Here is a 19820-nt window from a genome sequence, read left to right as displayed (position 1 = left end):
CATGGCCCTCAAGCGGCGCACTGGTCAACGGTTTCAAGGCTCGATCTGGCCCGGTTTCGTGGATGCGATGACCGGGCTTTTGCTGGTTCTGATGTTTGTTCTCACCATTTTTATGGTGGTGCAATTTGTGCTGCGCGAGACGATCTCGGGTCAGGAGTCCGAGCTTGATGAACTCTCGACCGAGGTGCGGGCGCTGGCAGAGGCACTTGGCGTCAAGGAACGCGAGGCCAGCCAGTTGCAGGCCCGACTGGGCGCGCTGGGGGCGACGCTGTCCTCGACGCGCTCTGATCTTGATGCCGCGCGAGAGCAAATTACGAACCAGACCGCGCGGATCAGCGCCCTGACGCAGGAACGTGATGCCGCGAGATCGGATCTTGCAACGGCCCGCACGCAGATTTCCGACTTTGAGGCCCAGGTGGCGGCTCTGATCGCTGGTCGTGAAAGTGCCGAGGCTCAGATTGCCGATCTCACCGCCGAGCGGGACGCGCTTGATGCGGCGCGCAGCGAGTTGCTCTCCGAACAGGAGGCGCTGAACCTTGCATTGGCCCAACTGCGCGAAGAGGTGGACGCGGAGGCCGAAGCCGCCCGTCTTGCCGCCGCTCAGACTGAGGCCTTGCAGGCGCTGGTGGAGGATCTGCGCGCAGAAGGGGCGGCGCAGTCTGAACGCGTGAGTGCGCTCGAAGAGGCGCTCTCTGAAGAAGAGGCGACCCGGCTGGCTGAGGCCGCTGCGGCAGAGGCCCTGCGCGCGCGGTTGGAAAACGCGGATGCGGAACTCACTGCAATGACGCTTGCGCTGGAAGAAGAGCGCAAGAAGGCCGAGGACACGCTGACGCTTCTGGCGGCTGCGGAGGCGGCGCGCGACCAGCTTGATACGGAGCTTGAAGAGGCCTTGGCCGCGATTGAGCAAGCTAAGGCGCAGGTCAATGATCGCGACGAGTTGGCCGAGCGCCTGACCCGCGTTCTGGCCCAGATGGAAGTCACCGAAAGCACGGCAACGGCGCGAGTCTCGGCGCTTGAAGCGGAGCTGGAACGCGTCAGAAACGAGAATACTGCAACCCGCGAGCGTCTGACTGCAGACTTGGAGACGGCGCGCCAGGAGGCCGCAGATACGCGCAGCCGCCTTGAGGCGGAGCTGATCCGACAGCGGGCGCAGACGGTGGAAACCGAGAGCCAATATCAGGCCCAACTGCGCGCCGCCCAAGAGAGTTTTGACGCCGAGCGCCGAGCGTTGGAAGATCGCCTTGCGACCCTCGAGGCACAGGCCGATACCACGCGGCGTGATCTGGAAGACCAGCTTGCCGCGCTGCGTGGTCAGGCAGAAGAAACCCGCAGTGGGCTTGAAACGCGTTTGGCGCGTGCCGAGGCCGATCTGGCTGCAGCCCGCGCGGCTGCGAGTTCCACTGCAGAGGAACGCGCTTCGGTTGAACAGCGTTTGCTCATCGCGCTTGAGGCGCTGGAACGGGCGCAGGCTGCGGCAAGCGATCAGGAGGTTCTGCAGAGCCGTCTTCTCGCCGCGTTGGCGCAAAAAGACGATTTTGCGCAGGAGATTTCCGAACAGCGCACCCTCGCAGAACAGCGCGCGGATCTCTTGGCGCAGGCCCGCGCTGCACTTGCGGAGGAAAAACAGATCTCGGAAGACGCGCGCCGCGAGACGGCCTTGCTCAATCAGCAGGTGGCGGCGCTGCGTGAACAGCTTGGTGGGCTGCAGTCGCTTCTGGACGATTTCAAGGAACGGGACGCAGCACAGGGGATTCAGCTCCAGAGCCTGGGCCAGGATCTGAATACAGCGCTTGCGCGTGCCGCCGCTGAAGAGCGCCGCCGCCGCATGCTCGAAGAACAGGAGCGCAAACGTCTTGAGGCGGAGCGCGAACGTCTCGCCAATGAAGCCAAGGATCTGGAGCAATATCGCTCCGAGTTCTTTGGTCAGTTGCGCAGCGTCCTGGGCAATCAGGAAGGTGTACGCATCGAAGGCGACCGTTTTGTCTTTGCCTCCGAGGTGCTGTTTGCACTGGGAAGCGCCGAGCTCTCAGAGGCCGGCAAGGCCGAAATCGCCAAGGTGGCGCGCATCCTGCAAAACGTCGCCGCCGCCATCCCGGATGACATCAACTGGATCATCCGTGTGGATGGGCACACGGACAACCAGCGCTTTGTTGGGGCGGGCAAATACGCCGACAACTGGGAGCTGAGCCAGGGCAGGGCGCTTTCGGTTGTGCGCTACATGATTGATGAGCTGGGCATCCCCCCGGGACGTCTTGCGGCCAACGGATTTGGCGAGTTCCAGCCGGTCAATCCAGCTGACACGCCTGAGGCGCGCGCGCAGAACCGCCGAATCGAATTGAAGCTTACGGAACGCTGACAGGCGGTGGCGTCGTTTTGGATAATCCACCATAAAATAAGGCTCCGGCAGTGTGACCTGCCAGAGCCTGCATGCTGAAAATGGGAATTTGAAATGAGGACGGCACCACCACTCACGGCTTAATTGGTTTCGCCCAGACAACTTTTAGCACAACTCAGGCGATTTTCCAATAAATTATCACCCGTGAGAGTTTTTTCTGCTGCGCTTTGTGTTACAGTTTGGCATAGGGACGTGTGTTTGACCGCAATATGAGCGGTTTGGTTTCAGGAGAGACGTTTTTGGACAGATTGCGCGCGATATTTGAACTGCGTGACATGCTGCGACAGATGGAGCGTGATATCGGGCTGGAAAGCCTGAGCCCCGCTGAGAAGGACGTTTTTCAGGCCGCGCATCGTTTGACAGATGTGCCGGGCCAGCTTGTCGTGTCCGACCAGATCCGCCAGCACCCCCTGACCCAAGGCATCGCGCAGGCGACGTTCCACCGCGCGCTTCGGTCGCTCCTGGAGCTCGGCTTTCTAGAGCGACCAGAAGGCGCACGGGCCAAGCACTACATGGTGCGCAAGGATCTGCTGCACGACTAAAACCTGATCTAGAGCCGCAAAATCTGACGCTTCATTTCATTATGTTACCGTAAAACAGTTTCCTCAAGGTCGTCGCCGAGAGGAATTGCCACCGCGCGCATTCGCCTCTACAGCTTGGGTATGAGAGGATCTGACGGTTTTGCCCCTGGTCTGAGCGGCTTTGGATTGATCGCGCTGACCTACATCGTTTGCCACGGCGTCACGATTTGGGTGATCGCCCCTGCGCAGCGTTTCTTTCTCGATGATGTGTCGGTGATCGCAAGCCTGGCCTATCTGCCGCATGGCGTCAGGGTTCTGAGCATCTGGCTGGTAGGTTGGCGCGCGATCCTCCCGCTCATTGCTGGTGCAGTGGCCGCCAACATGATCTTTACCAGCTCGCATATTCTGGACTTGATGCAGGGCAAGATGTCGGTGTCGATCCTGATGAGCGTGTTGTCCGCCTATGCCGCGTTTGAGGTGTTGCGCCTCCTTGGGGTCGCGTCTTATGCGGGTGGCGGGCGCAGGGTGAACTGGCGGACACTGCTGCTGACCGGGCTGTTGGCATCGGTCTTCAATTCGGTGTGCCAGACGCTGATTTTCTCGGGCATCATTGCGCCGGATGGGACGCTCTGGGAACTGGCGTCCTTTGTTGTCGGAGACATGATCGGGCAGATCGTGCTGATGATCGCACTGATGATGATCTTTCGCGCCCTGCGTGGTCCGGCAACCCGCGCCTGATCTCTCGTTTTTTGTTCGAAAAGCGCCCTCGACCGCGGTTGGAGCGTGTGCCGCGGCCTCTTCGGCGCAGCATCGACCTTGTCGCGGCCTGCGGCAGTTGAGGGCCTGATGAAGTTGAGGGCCTGAGGCATTTGAGCCGTGCGTAAGAGAACGCCCGCCGTCTGAGGTCAGAGGCGGGCGCGTGATCTTCCTGTGTGGTGCCGAAGCAGCGCTATTCCGCAGTCAGGAGCGGTGGTTTGTTGCCGCTCAGGCGGGGCTTGCCTGGACCCTCGATCCGAAGATCAAGTTTGCCGTCCTTGATGCCGACCTGAACCACACCGCCCTTGGAGAGCTTGCCGAACAAGAGCTCTTCTGCAAGCGGCTTCTTGATGTGCTCCTGGATGACGCGGCCCAAGGGGCGCGCACCCATCTTGTCATCATAGCCTTTGTCCGCGAGCCATTCGGCCGCCTTGCGGGTAAGCTCAATCGAGACGTTGCGGTCCATGAGCTGCGCCTCAAGCTGCAGAACGAACTTCTCGACCACCTGCAGGATGACCTCCTTGGGCAGCGGCCCAAAGGAAATCGTGGCATCCAGACGGTTGCGGAATTCGGGGCTGAAGGTGCGCTCGATGGCGGCTGTGTCTTCACCCTCGCGCCGGTCGCGGCCAAAGCCAATGGCGGATTTCGCCAGTTCCGAGGCGCCCGCGTTGGAGGTCATGATCAGAACCACGTTGCGGAAATTGACCGTGCGGCCGTTGTGATCCGTGAGCTGGCCATTGTCCATTACCTGCAGGAGGATATTGAACACATCCGGGTGCGCTTTCTCGATCTCGTCGAGAAGCAGCACGCAGTGGGGATGCTGGTCCACGCCATCTGTCAAGAGACCACCCTGGTCAAAGCCGACATAGCCCGGAGGCGCGCCGATCAGGCGGGAGACCGCGTGTTTCTCCATGTACTCCGACATGTCAAAGCGCAGGAGTTCCACCCCAAGCGTATCTGCGAGCTGCTTGGCCACCTCGGTTTTGCCGACACCGGTGGGGCCCGCAAAGAGATAGTTCCCGATGGGTTTTTCCGGCTCGCGCAGCCCGGCACGGGCCAGTTTGATCGCTGAAGACAGCGCATCGATGGCTGCGTCCTGACCAAAGACCACGCGCTTCAGGCTCGCCTCGAGGTCCTTCAGCACCTCGGCATCGTCCTTGGAGACGTTTTTCGGCGGGATGCGGGCGATCTTGGCCACCACGGCCTCAATCTCCTTGACTCCGATGGTCTTGCGGCGCTTGCTCTCGGCCACAAGGTGCTGCGCGGCGCCGGCTTCGTCGATTACGTCGATGGCCTTGTCCGGCAGCTTGCGGTCGTTGATGTAGCGCGCCGAAAGTTCCACCGCGGATTTGATCGCATCCGATGTGAATTTGATCGAGTGATGGTCCTCAAAGTAGGGTTTCAGCCCTTTGAGGATCGCGATGCTGTCTTCGACCGAAGGCTCGCTGACGTCGATCTTCTGGAAGCGACGCGACAGCGCGCGGTCCTTCTCAAAATGTTGACGGAACTCCTTGTAGGTGGTGGATCCCATGGTGCGCAGCTTGCCGCCCTGCAGGGCAGGCTTCAGCAGGTTTGACGCATCCATTGCCCCGCCCGAGGTGGCACCTGCACCGATCACGGTGTGGATCTCGTCGATGAACAGCACCGCATCGGGATGCTCTTCAAGCTCGGTCACCACGGCCTTCAGCCGCTCTTCGAAGTCACCGCGATAGCGTGTGCCGGCCAAAAGCGCGCCCATGTCGAGCGAGTAGATGGTGGTTTCCGACAGAACCTCGGGGACTTCGCCCTGCACGACCTTGCGGGCGAGACCTTCAGCGATGGCGGTTTTACCAACGCCGGGATCCCCCACCAAAAGCGGGTTGTTCTTGCGGCGGCGGCAGAGCACCTGGATGCAGCGCTCGACTTCGCTGTCGCGCCCGATCAGGGGATCGATGTCGCCTTCGCGGGATTTGGCGTTGAGGTCGACGCAGTATTTCGCCAGAGCCGACTCTTTTTGTTCGCCCTCTGGGCTGCCCATGGACGGACCGCCGCCGATTTCTTCGTCGGACTCGCTGGCGCCTGTCACGGGGCGGTTCTCGCCGTAGGCGGGATCTTTGGCAACGCCGTGCGCGATGAAGTTCACCGCGTCATAGCGCGTCATGTCCTGGTCCTGCAGGAAGAAGGCCGCGTCGCTCTCGCGCTCGGCAAAGATTGCTACCAGCACGTTCGCGCCGGTCACTTCGGTGCGGCCGGAGGACTGAACATGGATGGCTGCGCGTTGAATCACGCGCTGGAAGGCTGCGGTGGGCACGGCTTCGGAACCGTCGATGTCGGTGACCAGATTGGCCAGATCCTCGTCGACAAATTCCAGCAGGGTCGATCGCAGCTCGTCGAGGTTCACGCTGCAGGCACGCATGACGCGTGCGGCATCCGGCTCCTCGGTGAGGGCCAAAAGCAGGTGCTCCAGGGTTGCAAATTCGTGACGCCGTTCATTCGCCAGCGCCAGCGCCGCGTGAATGGCTTGTTCCAGTGTGCTCGAGAATGAAGGCACGGGCGTGCTCCTCTGTCTTGGGTTATGGGGATCGTCCGCCACCGGGCGGGCCGGTCCTGTCCCATAACCGTGTCCTCATAGTGTTAGAGTTTGGTTGATAGATCGTAAGCTTCAAGGGCTTTTTGCGCGATTGTGGTCACAATTCCCGACATTGTGTTCACATATCTTGTGTGGCGATGCACATCTGTCCACAAACTGGTGTCAGAACTTATCCTTCGCCGCACGGATATGGGCAAAGACCTCTGCGTCTTCAACCCCTTCCAAATCAAGCGTTTTCTTCAGGTTTGGATCGCCAGCTCGCAGGAACGGGTTGGTCTGTTTTTCGCGCGACAGAAGGGCAGGGACGGTCGGTTGGCCGTTTTGACGGGTTTTGGTGATTTCATCCATTCTTTTTTGCAGTGCTGCATTTTCCGGCTCCAGACTGAGCGCAAAGCCTGCGTTGCTCTCGGTGTATTCGTGACCGGAATAGATCAGCGTCTCGTCAGGGAGCGCAGAAAGCGTGGTCATCGTCTGCCACATCATCGCGGGCGTGCCCTCAAAAAGGCGTCCACAGCCCATCACCATGAGGCTGTCGGCGCTGAACAGGGCCGGCGCCTCGGGATAATAAAAAGCGATGTGGCCGAGCGTGTGGCCCGGCACTGCAAGCACCTGGCAGCGCCCGGCACCGGTGCCGCCTTCAAAGCCGGGCTCCAGTTCCATATCCAGTGTGACCCCCTGGGCTGCGATCTTATCGGCTTCGGCCTTGGGCCCCATGACCGGGCAGCCGAATTTTTCACGCAGTGCGGCGACACCGCCCACATGGTCGTGGTGGTGATGGGTAATCATGATGACCCCAAGCGACCAGTCCCGCGCCTCCAGAGCGGTCAGGATCGGCTCGGCCTCGGGCGCATCGATCAGCGCCACGCCATCGGGTCCTTTGACGAGGTAGGCATAGTTGTCCGCAAGACACGGAACCGTCACGATTTCGAGGCCATTTGCCACGGTGGAGGGGAAAGAGGTCTGATCGGGCATGGTCATTCGCTTTCACATTGCTAGACTGCCCCAGAGTGACCGAAGCAGTGAGCGTCTGCAATGCATCTGGATGTGCAGGATCTGAGGAATTTCTATTACCGCAGCACCTTGGGGCGCGCGGCGCAGGCCTCGATCCGGGGGCAGCTGTTGCGGATGTGGCCGGATGCCACCGGTGAGACGATCGCGGGATTTGGCTTTGCGGCGCCACTGCTGCGCCCATACCTGAGCGAAGCGCGCCGGCTCATGGCGCTGATGCCGGGGCCGCAGGGCGTGATGCAGTGGCCAGCCGGGATGCCCAATGTATCCGTACTTTGCGAGGAGACCTCATGGCCGGTGGAAACCGGGCGTGTCGACCGTTTGGTTCTGCTTCATGGGCTTGAGACCTCCGAGCAGCCTTCGGCCTTGCTGGATGAGTGCTGGCGCGTGATGGGGCCGCGGGGCAGGGCGATCTTTATTGTCCCGAACCGCGCGGGGCTCTGGGCGAGATCGGACGAGACGCCATTTGGCTACGGACGCCCTTATACGCTCACCCAGTTGGAAAACCAGTTGCGCGCACATCAGTTCACTATCGAGCAGCATGCGGCGGCGCTCTACCGATTGCCGAGTTCGCGCCGGTTCTGGCTCAAGTCGGGCGCGATGATCGAGCGGGTCGGACGGCGCTTGCCCGCGATGATGGCGGCGGGCGTGTTCCTGGTGGAGGTCTCAAAGCAGACCCACCCCCAAAAGGGCCACATGACACGCGCGCGCCGCACCAACCCGATCCGGGTGCTGGAGGGGCTCTCCAACCCGATCGCGGAACCTACCTGAGACGAGACAGACGCCCAAGCGGTGCGCCTTCTGCGAGCCCAAGCGCGCGCCTTCGGGCGGCGATCCTTGCGTCCGGGCACCGTTGTCGACACTTCAGGCGTGAGATTCGACATTGTGTACGTTTGTGTACCAAAATGACGCAAATTCGGGCCTCGGAATCGTGTAGCGACAGGCAGGGGCGCGTAATTTTTTTCCAATAACAGCTGCGTCAAACCACCATAGTTTTGTTAAGTCATTGAAAACGTGTGACTTCGGTTTTCGCAGCTTCGGACAGAGGGAGTTGCTAGGTCGCAAAGGCTCTGCTACATCCACGCTGATTTCGATGCCCGGCCAAAATCGGGCGACCTCACGCCCCCGGATGCTACCTGCCAGGACGCATATAAACCGGGGCCAAAATAATATCGGAAGGGTGGACGTGTCCGAACCAGCTTCGATTTCCGCAGGCATTGCCGACCGCTATGCCACAGCGATCTTCGAGATCGCTGCCGAGAGCAATGCTCTCGACAACCTCGAGACTAGCATCAACGATCTGGCAGCCTCCCTGGCTGACAGCGAAGACCTGCGTACTCTCATCACCTCACCGCTGGTGTCGCGTGAGGAACAGGCCGCTGCGATCTCTGCCGTAGCGGACAAGATGGGGCTTGTAGATGTACTGCGCAACTCCCTCGCGCTGATGGCGGCCAAACGCCGCCTGTTTGTGGTGCCCGCCCTGATCGACGCGCTGCGCGCCCGTATCGCAGAAGCCCGAGGCGAAGTGACCGCCGAGGTCGTCTCCGCCAAGGCGCTGACCAAGACGCAGAGCGAAAAACTGGCCAAAACCCTCGCCGAGCGCGTGGGTAAAAAGGTCACCATCAATGCCACCGTCGATGCAAGCATCATCGGCGGTCTCGTCGTTAAAGTGGGCTCGAAGATGATCGACAGTTCGATCCGCTCCAAGCTCAACTCCCTACAGAATGCAATGAAAGAGGTCGGATAAATGGGTATCCAAGCAGCGGAAATTTCCGCGATCCTTAAAGACCAGATCAAGAATTTTGGTCAAGAAGCCGAAGTGGCCGAGATTGGTCGCGTGCTCTCCGTCGGTGACGGTATTGCCCGTGTCTATGGCCTCGACAACGTCCAGGCGGGCGAAATGGTCGAATTCCCCGGCGGCATCATGGGTATGGCGCTGAACCTGGAATCCGACAACGTCGGTGTGGTTATCTTCGGCTCCGACCGTGACATTAAAGAAGGCGACACCGTCAAGCGCACCAACTCCATCGTGGACGTGCCTGCTGGTCCCGAGCTTCTGGGTCGCGTTGTTGACGGCCTCGGCAACCCGCTCGACGGCAAAGGCCCGATCGAAGCTAAAGAGCGCAAGGTTGCAGACGTGAAAGCGCCGGGCATTATCCCGCGTAAATCCGTGCACGAGCCGATGGCAACCGGCCTCAAGTCCGTGGACGCGATGATCCCCGTTGGCCGTGGCCAGCGCGAGCTGATCATTGGTGACCGTCAGACCGGTAAGACCGCGATCGCTCTGGACACCATCCTGAACCAGAAGTCCTACAACGACGCTGCAGGCGACGACGATAGCAAGAAACTCTACTGCGTCTACGTTGCTGTGGGTCAGAAGCGTTCCACCGTGGCGCAGCTGGTGAAAAAGCTCGAAGAGTCCGGCGCGATGGAATACTCCATCGTTGTGGCCGCAACCGCGTCCGACCCGGCACCGATGCAGTTCCTCGCCCCCTACGCGGCGACCGCGATGGCCGAATACTTCCGCGACAGCGGCAAGCACGCGCTCATCATCTATGATGACCTCTCCAAGCAGGCTGTGGCCTATCGTCAGATGTCCCTGCTGCTGCGCCGCCCGCCGGGCCGTGAAGCTTATCCGGGTGACGTTTTCTACCTCCACTCCCGTCTGCTCGAGCGTTCCGCAAAGCTGAACGAAGACTTCGGTGCAGGCTCGCTGACCGCGCTGCCGATCATCGAAACCCAGGGCGGCGACGTGTCTGCGTTTATTCCGACCAACGTGATCTCCATCACCGACGGTCAGATCTTCCTTGAGACCGAACTGTTCTACCAGGGCATCCGCCCCGCCGTGAACACCGGTCTGTCGGTTTCGCGTGTGGGCTCCTCGGCTCAGACCGATGCGATGTCTTCCGTTGCGGGCCCTGTGAAACTGTCCCTGGCTCAGTACCGCGAAATGGCGGCCTTTGCGCAGTTCGGTTCCGACCTCGACGCCGCAACCCAGCAGCTGCTGGCCCGTGGCGCGCGTCTCACCGAGCTGATGAAACAGCCGCAGTATTCGCCGCTCACCAACTCTGAAATCGTCTGCATCATCTTCGCGGGCACCAACGGCTACCTCGACAAAGTCGACGTCAAGGAAGTGGGTCGTTATGAAGCCGAGCTTCTGACCTTCCTGCGCTCCAAGAAGGCCGACTTCCTGCAGTGGATCACCGATGAGGATCCCAAGTTCAAGAAGGGTGAACCGGTCGAGAAGATGAAGGCTGTTCTGGACGAATTCGCAGCAGACTTCGCGTAAGGAGAGAGACAGCACATGCCTTCTCTCAAGGACCTAAAAAACCGGATCTCGAGTGTGAAAAACACTCGTAAGATCACCAAAGCCATGCAGATGGTCGCGGCGGCGAAACTTCGCCGCGCCCAGGAAGCGGCTGAGGATGCACGCCCCTACGCCGAGCGGTTCAATGCCGTGATGGCGGGGCTGGCAGCTTCTGTCGGTCAAAGCGATACCGCGCCCAAGCTCCTTGCGGGGACGGGTTCGGATCAGGTGCAGCTCCTGGTGGTCATGACCGCCGAGCGCGGCCTGTGCGGTGGCTTCAACGCCAACATCGCCAAGCTGGCGCGTCAGAAGGTTCTCGACCTTCAGGCCGCGGGCAAGACCGTCAAGATCCTCACCGTGGGCAAAAAGGGCCGTGATGTCCTGAAGCGTGAGTTCGGCGACCTGTTCGTCGGCCATGTGGATCTGACCGAAGTCAAGCGCGTGGGCTATGTCGACGCGCAGGGCATCGCCAAGGACATCCTTGCACGCTTTGACGCGGGCGAGTTCGACGTTGCCACGATCTTCTACTCGAAGTTCCAGAACGTCGTGACCCAGATCCCGACTGCCCAGCAGATCATCCCGGCGGAATTCGATGCCGAGGGCGCCGAGGCGACCTCCGGTGTGGTGGATTACGAGCCCAGCGAAGAGGCGATCCTTGCGGATCTTCTGCCGCGCGGCGTCGCCACCCAGATCTTTGCGGGTCTGCTGGAAAACGGGGCGTCCGAACAGGGGGCCCGGATGAGCGCGATGGACAACGCTACGCGGAACGCGGGCGAAATGATCGACAAGCTGACCATCGAGTACAACCGCTCGCGTCAGGCCGTCATCACCAACGAGCTTATTGAAATCATTTCGGGCGCCGAGGCGCTCTAAGAGACAACCGGAGACGAAACATGGCAAATGCAAAAGGCAAGGTGACTCAGATCATCGGCGCCGTTGTGGACGTCCAGTTCGACGGCGAGCTGCCGGCGATTTTGAACGCCCTCACCACCGACAACAACGGCAAGAAACTCGTTCTCGAGGTTGCTCAGCACCTCGGCGAGAACTCTGTCCGTACCATCGCGATGGACGCGACCGAAGGTCTCGTGCGTGGTCAGGAAGTGACCGACACCGGTGCTCCGATCTCGATCCCGGTTGGCAACGCAACCCTGGGCCGCATCCTGAACGTTGTGGGTGAGCCGGTTGACGAAGGCGAGCCGATCGTTGCGAAAGAGACCCGCGCGATCCACCAGCCCGCGCCCGAGTTCAACGACCAGTCCACCGAATCCGAGGTCCTCGTGACCGGCATCAAGGTGATCGACCTTCTCGCGCCTTATGCGAAGGGTGGTAAGATCGGTCTGTTCGGCGGCGCCGGCGTTGGTAAAACCGTTCTCATCATGGAACTGATCAACAACATCGCAAAAGTGCACTCGGGCTACTCCGTGTTCGCGGGTGTTGGCGAACGGACCCGTGAAGGCAACGACCTTTACCACGAGATGATCGAATCCAACGTTATCAAACCCGATAACCTCGAAGAGTCGCAGGTTGCTCTGGTTTACGGCCAGATGAACGAGCCTCCGGGTGCGCGTGCCCGTGTTGCCCTGACCGGTCTGACCCTTGCAGAGCAGTTCCGTGACCAGTCCGGTACCGACGTTCTGTTCTTCGTGGACAACATCTTCCGCTTCACGCAGGCCGGTTCCGAGGTGTCTGCACTTCTTGGCCGTATCCCCTCCGCTGTGGGCTACCAGCCGACGCTGGCGACCGACATGGGTGCGATGCAGGAGCGTATTACCTCCACCAAGAACGGCTCGATCACCTCGATCCAGGCGGTGTATGTTCCCGCGGACGACCTTACCGACCCGGCACCTGCAACAACCTTTGCCCACTTGGACGCGACCACCGTTCTCAACCGTGCGATCTCCGAGCTCGGCATCTACCCCGCTGTGGACCCGCTCGACTCCTCGTCGCGCCTGATGGACCCGCAGATCGTTGGCGAAGAGCACTACAAAGTGGCTTCCGACGTTCAGCAGATCCTCCAGCGCTACAAGTCGCTGCAGGACATCATCGCGATCCTCGGCATGGACGAACTCTCCGAAGAGGATAAGCTGACCGTTGCGCGTGCGCGTAAGATCCAGCGCTTCCTGTCGCAGCCGTTCGACGTTGCAAAAGTCTTCACCGGTTCCGACGGTGTGCAGGTTTCCCTCGAGGACACCATCGCGTCGTTCAAAGCCGTTGTGGCTGGCGAATACGACCACCTTCCCGAAGGCGCCTTCTACATGGTTGGCGGCATCGACGAAGTGATCGCAAAAGCCGAGAAAATGGCTGCTGACGCGGCCTAAGGAGGGCCCTCATGGCTGATACGATGCAATTCGATCTCGTGAGCCCGGAGCGGAGCCTTGCTTCGCTTCAGGCCCGCGCGGTCCAGATCCCCGGTGCTGAGGGTGACATGACGGCGATGCCTTTGCACGCGCCGACATTGACCACCCTGCGTCCGGGCATCCTGAAGGTGGACGCACCGGAAGGCACAACGGAGTATCTCGTCACTGGCGGGTTTGCCCAGATCACTGCCGAGGGCCTGTCGGTTCTCGCGGAGCGGGCGATCCCCATGGACGAGATGACCCGCGCCCATCTGGACGAGCTCATCGAGGAAGCCCGCACCATGTACAAGACCGCGCAGGAGGACAACTCTGAGCATGGTCTGGTGGAAGACGCGGCCAAGATGCTTGCAGACATGGAAGCGCTCGGGACCCACATGAGCCTCTGATTCTCCGGGAACAGATGAAACCTATAGAAACCGGCCCGCAGATCTGCGGGCCGGTTTTCTTTTTGTTAAGCATCATTTTGATATGAGTAATTTTAGATGTATTCACACATCACGAGGTTGTTCCGTGCGCAATACGACATTTCGCAGCCAACGCACCGGCGTCGCGCAAGGGGATGTTGAGGTGTTCTCCGAGTTCGATTCCGGTGGCTCCATGTGGACCGGCTCTGGCGGGCGTGAACGCCGTTTGAACGTCCGTTTTGACCATCCTTTTCGCGCGATACCCGCAGTGCAGGTCACCGCTTCTTTGATGGACATGCATCAGGACACCGCGCATCGATCCGAACTGGTGGCCGAGAATATTTCCGAAACCGGCTTTGACGTGGTATTCCGCACTTGGTCCGACAGCCGCGTCGCCCGCGTCCGCGCTGCCTGGATGGCCATCGGCGATCTGCCGTTTGAGGATGATTGGGACGTGGAGTAGGGGGCTCTCGTGGCGAAACGAGAACCGCTGACATTCTGGCAGTGGCATTTTTCGAAGACGAAACGGTTTACGATCATTCTCTTTGCTGGCTATGCGCTTGGGCCTTGCTGCTTGTGGCTGCTGCTAAGTGGTGTTGCCGCGACCTATGGGGGCAACTTAGTGGCGCGTGCACAGATGTCGCTCATTTTATGGGTTATCCTTTTGGGTATTCTTTACTCGCAATTTCGCAAGGAAAGGCAGATGACGCCTGCCAAACTGTCCCAAGGCGATAAGATCCGGTTTAAGTCTATCCCTGACGATTTGGACGCTGATCAGATCGTCCACCCCATCGAGCCTGTCACAAATGGCACGCCTCTGACACAGCAGAAGATTTTCTCCTACTTGGTGACATGCGGCGATCATTTTGCGGTCTATGACAGTGCCGAGGTGGGCGGCAAGGAATTGCATCTTCAGCTGCGTGTTCAGGATCGGTTGCAGACCTACGTGGTCCCGGTTCCGGTCGACGACAGTTGGGATGTCTCGCGCTATGCTTGAACCTAACCCTGCAGGCACGACAATCACCACGTCCAGAAGGCTGTTCTCTGTTGGCGGCAGAAAGTCTCGTATTTCCTTATGAGCACGCAGCGACCCTAAAAAAGGGCCAATCGCGCAAGATCCGCATAGGGGGGATCACACCATGAGCCATCCCAGCCCGGCCACTCTTTCGACCGAAGCCGGGCCCTGTGCGCGCTGCGTCGGGCGTGTGGATCGCATAGACGCTGTCTTATCAGCCTCCAAGTCACCTTCGCGACGGAGTGCGTGCAGGTAGAGGTCCAGCCAGGCGTTGTGGAGTACACCGGGACACGCCTGAGGCGCGCAGTCGCGCGCCCCAGGCTGAGGATGCGTGGTCTCAAATGGGCGTTTCAACGCCACGATGAACAGCCTGACGACGATGGCGCGCGACCGCACCCGCCAACTGCAGAACGCAGAAAGTCATCTCCACGGTCAGGAAGAACCACAGGAGCGGCGTTGCGCCGTGCATCAGGGCGTTGATCATCGCAATGCTGTAGAGAAACCGCCCGGTCCCATCGACCACCGCCAGCCGCACGTCCGCGAGATAGAGCCGCAAGAGGGCCCAGAACATCACGATCGAGCCGTAAAAATTGGCAAACATCGCCCCATGTGTCTCAAGGGGCTCAAGCACCCCAAACCCCAACGCGGCGTTGAGCGGGATCATCACATAGCCCCACGTCAACGACAGCGTAATCGGTAGGGCAAAGGGAACCGACATGGCCAGATCATACCAAGCCGAGGCCAGATAGACCTTTTTGTTCATCCCATCGCAGAACATGATTCTTCCTTTCCTGTTGCGTTGGGGCTCGGTATAGAGGTTGGACTATAGTCTAAGGTCAAGCAGATGTTGAAAATCGGGGATCTGGCACAGCGCACCGGGGTCAGCGCGGATGCGCTTCGGCTCTATGAGCGGCGGGGGTTGATCCGCTCTGAACGTATGGCCAACGGCTATCGCGTGTTTGATCCCGAGATGGAGCGGCTGGTGAAACTGATCCGACTGGGCCAGAGCATCGGCTTTACCCTGCGCGAGATGGAGCATGTGATGGCGACTCTATCGAGTCGCGATCTGAGTGCCGCACAAACCGCCACATTGATCCAGGATCGGATTGACGCGGTCGATGTCAAACTGGCTGAGCTCACCGAGCTGCGACGCCTGCTTGTGGATCTTCAGGATCAAGCCTGCCCGCTCAGAGGGTGACAGGGGCAGCGGGTGTCCTGCTGCCCACCGGCGCAAAATCTTCCCTCGGGGCAGGGCAATTCACCCAATATGGCGTGTTGTGGAAAAAATCTCATATTCCCTCTTGAGCTTCCAGTGACAGGAACCCCTACATGGAAGACAACAGGCCATAACGGAGTCGCTTCATGACCCAACCGATCACCGCCCGCCTCTCGATTGAAGGAATGACCTGCGCCGGATGCGTGGGGCGTGTCGACCGCACATTGGCGGCCCTGCCGGGACTGCGGGACGTCTCGGTGAACCTCGCCAATGAAACCGCGCAGATCACCGCAGACAGCCCCGAGGCCCTGCAACAGGCCGACAGCGCCCTACGCGATCTTGGCAAGCCCGCGCGCCATCAGAGCGTGCAGCTCTCGATCGAGGGCATGACCTGTGGCGGTTGCGTCGGTCGGGTGGAGCGCGCGATCAAGGCGCTGCCGGGAGTGGTTTCGGCCAATGTGAACCTTGCCGCCGAGAGCGCGCAGGTGGAGATCCTGCAAGGTGTGGTGACGCCCTCTGAGGTGGCCGCGGCCAGCACGCAGGCGGGCTATCGTGCGCGCCCCGCAGAGGCAACAGACACCGAAGACCGCGCCGCCCGCAAGGATCGTGAAGCGCGCGACCTGCGCCGTCAGGTCATGATCGCCGCCGCGCTGACGCTGCCTGTATTTTTGCTCGAGATGGGCGGTCATGTGGTGCCAGCCGTGCATCACTGGATTGCGCAGACCATCGGCATGCAAACCTCTTGGGTGATCCAGGCCTTGCTCACCACGGCGGTTCTGTTCCTGCCCGGACGGGCGTTCTTTACACTGGGCCTGCCTGCCTTGCGCAAGGGCGCGCCCGATATGAACAGTCTTGTGGCGCTTGGGGCAGGGGCGGCGTGGATCTATTCCCTTGTGGCGACCTTTGCGCCCGCGCTGCTGCCCGCCGATGTGCGCGCGGTCTATTTCGAGGCCGCGGCGATGATCGTCACTCTGATCCTGATCGGGCGCTGGCTTGAGGCGCGCGCCAAGGGCCGCACCGGCGCCGCCATCCAGGTGCTTGTGGGTCTCCAGGCCCGCCATGCGCGGCGTCTCACCAAGGACGGCCAGCCTGAGGATGTCGAGGTCGAGGACCTTGCACCCGGCGACCGCATCTTGGTGCGCCCCGGCGAACGGATCCCGACCGATGGCACAGTGCTGGCGGGCACCGCCCATGTGGATGAGAGCATGATTTCCGGCGAGCCGATCCCGGTTGAGAAAACCGAAGGCGCGCCTGTGACAGGCGGCACCGTGAACGGCGAGGGCAGTCTGACTGTTGCTGTGACTCGCACAGGCGCTGAGACCACGCTGGCCCAGATCATCCGCATGGTCGAAGACGCCCAGGGCGCCAAACTCCCGATCCAGAGCCTCGTGGATAAGGTCACCCTGCGTTTTGTGCCGGTGGTGATGGTTCTGGCGGTTCTTACGGTGGCAGTCTGGCTCTTTGTGGGTCCAGAGCCAACATTGACCAACGCCCTTGTGGCGGGCGTGTCGGTGCTCATTATTGCGTGCCCCTGTGCCATGGGGCTGGCAACCCCCACCTCTATCATGGTGGGGACGGGGCGCGCGGCAGAACTGGGGGTGCTGTTTCGCAAGGGGGACGCGCTGCAATCGCTCAATGAGGTGGACATCATTGCCTTTGACAAGACAGGCACGCTCACCGAGGGGCGTCCGTCGCTGGTGGCGCTGCGCTCGACCGAAGGGTTCGAACGGGCAGAGGTGCTGGCCTCGGTGGCGACAGTGGAGGCCCGCTCGGAGCATCCCATCGCCCGCGCTTTGGTAACGGCGGCAAAGGACGAGGGCCTGAGCCTTGGCGAGGTCAGCAATTTCCAGAGCCTCACGGCGCGCGGCGTCACGGCTGAGGTGGCGGGGCGCGAGATTCGGATCGGCAGCGCGCGCCTGATGTCCGAAGCCGGCATCAGCGTCGATGCGCTGGCCTCTGAGGCGCTGGAACGCGCCGGGCGCGGGGAAAGCGTGCTCTATGCCGCCATTGACGGGCAGTTGGCGGCGCTCCTGGCAGTTGCCGACCCGATCAAACCCACCAGCGCCGAGGCGATCAAGGCCCTGCGGGCCATGGGCAAGGATGTGGCGATGATTTCCGGCGACGCGCCCGCCACGGCAGAGGCCATCGCGCGCGATCTCGGCATCAGCCATGTGGTTGCGGGCGTCGCGCCCGAAGGCAAAGTATCCGCACTCAGGGATCTGGCCTCGCGGGGGCGCAAGCTCGGTTTTGTCGGCGACGGGATCAATGACGCACCAGCCCTGGCACAAGCGGATGTGGGGATTGCCATTGGCACCGGCACCGATGTGGCCATCGAGGCGGGGGATGTGGTCCTGATGTCGGGCGACCTGCGCGGTGTCGCGACAGCGATCCAGATCTCGCACAAGACGCTGGTGAATATCCGGCAAAATCTCGGCTGGGCCTTTGTTTACAACGCAGCGCTGATCCCGCTGGCGGCAGGGGCGCTCTATCCTGCTTTTGGGATCTTGCTCTCACCGGTCTTTGCAGCCGGGGCGATGGCGCTTTCTTCGGTGTCGGTGCTCACCAATGCGCTTCGGCTCAGACGCGCCTGACCCGAACCCTGCGCTCATAACGATGCGCGATGGCCCATCATGGGCCACCTGCGGGAGGGGAATATATCTTTGGTTAGTCCCCTCCCGCGTGTACACTCTTCCTATTCGACATGTATTTTAAGAGTTGGAGAGTTTTTGATGAAAGCCTGTTTCCCCTTTGCGACAGCAGTGATCGCAGCGACAAGCCTTGCGGATGTGGCGCGCGCGACTGACATGGCCGTCGTGACCTCTGATGACTGCATCCTGACAATTGGCCGCTCGGCCGATGTGAGCCCGGGCTTTGCCTTGCCGGTGCGCTTTATCGACATCGAACGTCCCGAGCCGGCGGCGGATGGTGCCAAGAGCGCGCTGACGCCCATCGCAACCGCACTGGCGGTGAAACTGGTCGAGACAGCCTTTGAGACCGGTGTGAGCTATCTGAACAAAAAGGCAAATCCTGACCCCAAGACCGCCGAGCGGATGATTGGGGTCGATATGTTCCGGGTTGCAAACGAGATGGAGGTTCTCGCGCCAACCAAGGACGACCCCGACAAGACAAAGACGGTCCGCCCGGTGTTTCTGAACCCGGCGCTGAGATGCCTGACCGTTGTGACTGCGTCGGCTCCGATCCAAACCGAGGCCGGGGCGATCAGGACGGCTGACCTGCTGCAGCGGATCGCGCAGGATCAGGAAACCGTGGAGGCATGGACGCAGGAAACGGAGACCAATGGGCTTTCGGATGAAACGGCGGGTTATCGTCTGGCCAAGGCGGGGATCGCGGTGCTCGAGGGTGGCTCACTGGGCACGATCCTTGAGCTGCGCCTTGAGGTGACCGCCGATGGCAGCGCGTTTCGGTATGTGCCGGTCTATTTCGACGTGATGAACTTTGCCACCGAGGGCAAGGAGAAGCGCGACATTGGTGTCACGATCAAGGTCTCAAGCCTAGGCACCTCCTCCGACAATACCGTCGCTCTGGCAAGCTTTCATGCCAATCAGCTGTCAGCAGTCACCGGTTCGAGCGGCAATGTGGGGGTGAGCGTCCAGTCAAGCAAAGCCTTTGGCGGCTTTGGCCCGACCACCGTCGAGGCGGTGCTGGGGCGGGGTGCTTGGTCGAAATTTGCGATGCCAAGCGCGGCTCTGCCTCAGAGTATCCAGGACCTTTTGAACCTGGGATCATTGGATGGTTTGCAGGGCAACGCCGAATTCACCCCCTTCGTGAACGAGGTCCAGCGCCTGCAGACCGCCCCCTTTACCTATACGCCGGTGAACATCTCGGTATCGTTTGAAGAAAGCACCGAAGCCTCTCGGGTGGTTACTTTCCTCAATGATTTTGTCAAAGACAACGACGCCCTGAAGGATCAGCTGGAAAAATCGACGCTCAAGGCGCTGGGGCTGCAATCCGACGCAGATGCGCTGGCAGAACTTGTTGCGCTAAAGCAAAAGGAAATCGATGCCGCCGAGGCCCATCTTGCGGTTTTCAAAGCGGATCCGGACAATCTCTTGGACGCCAAAAAAGAATGGTTCGACAAGGTTGTTGCCGATCGGGAGCAGCAGATTGCAGAGAAGAAGGCGGAGCTTGCCGCGTTGCAATTCGGTCAGGACACCTATGTGCCGACATCTGGTCTTGATCTCACCGAGCCGGACGTGGACTGAGCCGAATCTGCGAGACCCTCTTGGGGGATCCGGCGGCGGGCCAAGGCGC

17 protein-coding genes are annotated in these 19820 nt (G+C 60.8%); 14 read left to right on the top strand and 3 right to left on the bottom strand.

Annotation, left to right across the window (positions count from 1 at the left end; all coding sequences use genetic code 11):
• Window position 1: 1 nt before the first annotated feature.
• The 3 genes from ACZ1HH_RS09700 (at window position 2) to ACZ1HH_RS09690 (ending at window position 3654) form a co-directional block, all read left to right on the top strand.
• On the top strand, window positions 2-2356 hold the full coding sequence (locus ACZ1HH_RS09700) for a peptidoglycan -binding protein (RefSeq protein WP_472636518.1): 2355 nt from the start codon (window positions 2-4) through the stop codon (window positions 2354-2356).
• A 278-nt stretch (window positions 2357-2634) separates the two neighbouring features.
• The gene (locus ACZ1HH_RS09695; RefSeq protein ID WP_044026843.1) at window positions 2635-2937 is read left to right on the top strand and encodes a hypothetical protein; all 303 of its coding nucleotides are present in this window, start codon (window positions 2635-2637) and stop codon (window positions 2935-2937) included.
• A 120-nt stretch (window positions 2938-3057) separates the two neighbouring features.
• Window positions 3058-3654, top strand: coding sequence for a hypothetical protein (locus ACZ1HH_RS09690; RefSeq protein WP_011539417.1), 597 nt, complete (start codon window positions 3058-3060; stop codon window positions 3652-3654).
• 211 nt (window positions 3655-3865) lie between these two features.
• Here the strand turns inward: ACZ1HH_RS09690 and clpA are convergent, their stop codons facing one another.
• Window positions 3866-6202, bottom strand: a complete 2337-nt coding sequence (gene clpA, locus ACZ1HH_RS09685) for an ATP-dependent Clp protease ATP-binding subunit ClpA (RefSeq protein ID WP_472636517.1) — start codon at window positions 6200-6202, stop codon at window positions 3866-3868.
• A 201-nt stretch (window positions 6203-6403) separates the two neighbouring features.
• Complete coding sequence (gene gloB / locus ACZ1HH_RS09680; RefSeq protein ID WP_472636516.1) at window positions 6404-7219, bottom strand: hydroxyacylglutathione hydrolase; 816 nt, start codon at window positions 7217-7219, stop codon at window positions 6404-6406.
• Between the two features lie 54 nt (window positions 7220-7273).
• Between gloB and ACZ1HH_RS09675 the strand changes: the two genes are divergently transcribed.
• From ACZ1HH_RS09675 to ACZ1HH_RS09640, 8 genes are all read left to right on the top strand, one after another.
• Window positions 7274-8020 carry a class I SAM-dependent methyltransferase gene (locus ACZ1HH_RS09675; protein ID WP_011539414.1) on the top strand — a complete coding sequence of 249 codons (747 nt, stop codon included), beginning with the start codon at window positions 7274-7276 and terminating at the stop codon, window positions 8018-8020.
• A 415-nt stretch (window positions 8021-8435) separates the two neighbouring features.
• Entirely contained in the window at window positions 8436-8996 is a 561-nt protein-coding gene (locus ACZ1HH_RS09670) for a F0F1 ATP synthase subunit delta (RefSeq protein ID WP_044026841.1), read from the top strand.
• Complete coding sequence (gene atpA, locus ACZ1HH_RS09665) at window positions 8997-10538, top strand: F0F1 ATP synthase subunit alpha (RefSeq protein ID WP_011539412.1); 1542 nt, start codon at window positions 8997-8999, stop codon at window positions 10536-10538.
• Between the two features lie 15 nt (window positions 10539-10553).
• On the top strand, window positions 10554-11429 hold the full coding sequence (locus ACZ1HH_RS09660) for a F0F1 ATP synthase subunit gamma (protein WP_011539411.1): 876 nt from the start codon (window positions 10554-10556) through the stop codon (window positions 11427-11429).
• Between the two features lie 20 nt (window positions 11430-11449).
• Window positions 11450-12874: a F0F1 ATP synthase subunit beta gene (gene atpD, locus ACZ1HH_RS09655; protein WP_011539410.1), complete on the top strand. Its 1425-nt coding sequence runs from the start codon at window positions 11450-11452 to the stop codon at window positions 12872-12874.
• Between the two features lie 11 nt (window positions 12875-12885).
• Window positions 12886-13299, top strand: coding sequence for a F0F1 ATP synthase subunit epsilon (locus ACZ1HH_RS09650; protein ID WP_011539409.1), 414 nt, complete (start codon window positions 12886-12888; stop codon window positions 13297-13299).
• Between the two features lie 124 nt (window positions 13300-13423).
• Window positions 13424-13780, top strand: a complete 357-nt coding sequence (locus ACZ1HH_RS09645; RefSeq protein WP_011539408.1) for an H-type lectin domain-containing protein — start codon at window positions 13424-13426, stop codon at window positions 13778-13780.
• Between the two features lie 9 nt (window positions 13781-13789).
• Window positions 13790-14314 (top strand): hypothetical protein, encoded by a 525-nt coding sequence (locus tag ACZ1HH_RS09640; protein WP_472636515.1) that lies wholly within the window; start codon window positions 13790-13792, stop codon window positions 14312-14314.
• Window positions 14315-14669: 355 nt separating this feature from the next.
• Here ACZ1HH_RS09640 and ACZ1HH_RS09635 read toward each other — a convergent pair whose 3' ends face one another.
• The gene (locus ACZ1HH_RS09635; protein ID WP_472636514.1) at window positions 14670-15110 is read right to left on the bottom strand and encodes a hypothetical protein; all 441 of its coding nucleotides are present in this window, start codon (window positions 15108-15110) and stop codon (window positions 14670-14672) included.
• 66 nt (window positions 15111-15176) lie between these two features.
• Here ACZ1HH_RS09635 and ACZ1HH_RS09630 point away from each other — a divergent pair, with 66 nt between their 5' ends.
• The 3 genes from ACZ1HH_RS09630 (at window position 15177) to ACZ1HH_RS09620 (ending at window position 19771) form a co-directional block, all read left to right on the top strand.
• Window positions 15177-15530 carry a MerR family transcriptional regulator gene (locus ACZ1HH_RS09630; protein ID WP_472636513.1) on the top strand — a complete coding sequence of 118 codons (354 nt, stop codon included), beginning with the start codon at window positions 15177-15179 and terminating at the stop codon, window positions 15528-15530.
• 164 nt (window positions 15531-15694) lie between these two features.
• Window positions 15695-18139, top strand: a complete 2445-nt coding sequence (locus ACZ1HH_RS09625) for a heavy metal translocating P-type ATPase (RefSeq protein WP_472636512.1) — start codon at window positions 15695-15697, stop codon at window positions 18137-18139.
• Between the two features lie 138 nt (window positions 18140-18277).
• Window positions 18278-19771, top strand: a complete 1494-nt coding sequence (locus ACZ1HH_RS09620) for a hypothetical protein (RefSeq protein WP_472636511.1) — start codon at window positions 18278-18280, stop codon at window positions 19769-19771.
• Window positions 19772-19820: the final 49 nt, after the last annotated feature.

It is taken from the genome of Epibacterium sp. HA2-3 (assembly GCF_055693725.2).
The sequence above is the reverse complement of the archived record's forward strand: the minus strand, read 5'-3'. Positions and strand labels throughout refer to the sequence as shown.

Bases quoted from the DNA above. Each gene is read 5' to 3' on its own strand.
- ACZ1HH_RS09635 (WP_472636514.1), bottom strand. From the start codon at position 15,110: ATGTTCTGCGATGGGATGAACAAAAAGGTCTATCTGGCCTCGGCTTGG.
- ACZ1HH_RS09660 (WP_011539411.1), top strand. From the start codon at position 10,554: ATGCCTTCTCTCAAGGACCTAAAAAACCGGATCTCGAGTGTGAAAAAC.
- ACZ1HH_RS09675 (WP_011539414.1), top strand. From the start codon at position 7,274: ATGCATCTGGATGTGCAGGATCTGAGGAATTTCTATTACCGCAGCACC.
- atpD (WP_011539410.1), top strand. From the start codon at position 11,450: ATGGCAAATGCAAAAGGCAAGGTGACTCAGATCATCGGCGCCGTTGTG.
- ACZ1HH_RS09625 (WP_472636512.1), top strand. From the start codon at position 15,695: ATGACCCAACCGATCACCGCCCGCCTCTCGATTGAAGGAATGACCTGC.
- ACZ1HH_RS09620 (WP_472636511.1), top strand. From the start codon at position 18,278: ATGAAAGCCTGTTTCCCCTTTGCGACAGCAGTGATCGCAGCGACAAGC.
- ACZ1HH_RS09700 (WP_472636518.1), top strand. From the start codon at position 2: ATGGCCCTCAAGCGGCGCACTGGTCAACGGTTTCAAGGCTCGATCTGG.
- ACZ1HH_RS09690 (WP_011539417.1), top strand. From the start codon at position 3,058: ATGAGAGGATCTGACGGTTTTGCCCCTGGTCTGAGCGGCTTTGGATTG.
- gloB (WP_472636516.1), bottom strand. From the start codon at position 7,219: ATGACCATGCCCGATCAGACCTCTTTCCCCTCCACCGTGGCAAATGGC.
- ACZ1HH_RS09650 (WP_011539409.1), top strand. From the start codon at position 12,886: ATGGCTGATACGATGCAATTCGATCTCGTGAGCCCGGAGCGGAGCCTT.
- atpA (WP_011539412.1), top strand. From the start codon at position 8,997: ATGGGTATCCAAGCAGCGGAAATTTCCGCGATCCTTAAAGACCAGATC.
- ACZ1HH_RS09630 (WP_472636513.1), top strand. From the start codon at position 15,177: ATGTTGAAAATCGGGGATCTGGCACAGCGCACCGGGGTCAGCGCGGAT.